Annotated in this window: 1 protein-coding gene; it reads right to left on the bottom strand. The window is 69.8% G+C overall.

The features are described 5' to 3' along the window. Nucleotides 1-52 precede the first annotated feature (52 nt). Nucleotides 53-925 (bottom strand): aldo/keto reductase family oxidoreductase, encoded by an 873-nt coding sequence (locus tag ACIQFZ_RS43580; protein WP_365427467.1) that lies wholly within the window; start codon nucleotides 923-925, stop codon nucleotides 53-55. Between the last annotated feature and the right edge of the window lie 93 nt (nucleotides 926-1,018).

The following is a 1,018-nucleotide window of genomic DNA, read 5'->3' on the forward strand; positions in this document are numbered from 1 at the left end:
GCCCGAGCTTCCCGCGGTCGATCCGGCCCAGCCGCTGGTGAGCGCCGTAGGGTTAGCGGCCGATCTTGTCGAGCTCGGCGAGATCGTCGTCGGACAGCGGGAGTCCCGCGCCGGCGGCGTTCTCGCGCAGGTGTGCCACCGATGAGGTGCCGGGGATCAGCAGGATGTTCGGCGACCGCTGCAGGAGCCAGGCCAGGGCGACCGACATGGGCGTCGCGTCCAACCGGGTGGCTACGGCCGTGAGTGCCGAGGACTGCAGCGGGCTGAAGCCGCCGAGGGGGAAGAAGGGCACGTAGGCGATGCCCTGTTCTGCGAGCTCGTCGATCAGGTCGTCGTCGTGGCGGTGGGCGAGGTTGTACATGTTCTGCACGCACACGATCGGCGCGATCGAGCGTGCCTCGGCGACCTGTTCCGCCGTCGCGTTGCTCACGCCGAGGTGCCGGATGAGGCCCTGCCGCTGGAGGTCGACGAGCGCCCCGAACGCCTCCGCGAGCGAACCGGGCACGGGGCCCTGGGCGTCGCCGAGCCGGAGGTTGACCACGTCCAGCGTGTCGAGGCCGAGGTTCTCCAGGTTCTCGGTGACGGCCCGGCGCAGCTCTTCAGGCTTGCGTGCCGGGGGCCAGCCTCCCTCCTTGTCGCGGGTCGCCCCGACCTTGGTCACGATGTGCAGCGAGTCGGAGTACGGGTGCAGCGCTTCGCGGATCAGCTGGTTGGTGATGTGTGGCCCGTAGGCGTCGGCGGTGTCGATGTGGGTGATGCCGAGGCCGACGGCCTCACGGAGAACGGCGAGTGCGCCCTCGCGGTCGGCAGGCGGACCCATGACCCAGGGGCCGGCGAGCTGCATGGCGCCGTAGCCGAACCGGGTGACGGTCAGGTCGCCCAGGGTCCAGGTGCCGCCGGGAAGCGAGGCGGAGGGGGTGCCCATGGTGTGCCTTTCGTGTTGAGCCAGGGGATGGTGCCTGACGGCGCCTTGCACCACTATTGGTGCGTAGCTTCTTGTTGGGAAGTAGGCACTTCG

This window comes from Streptomyces sp. NPDC093064 (assembly GCF_044754605.1).
Taxonomy (GTDB): Bacteria; Actinomycetota; Actinomycetes; order Streptomycetales; family Streptomycetaceae; genus Streptomyces.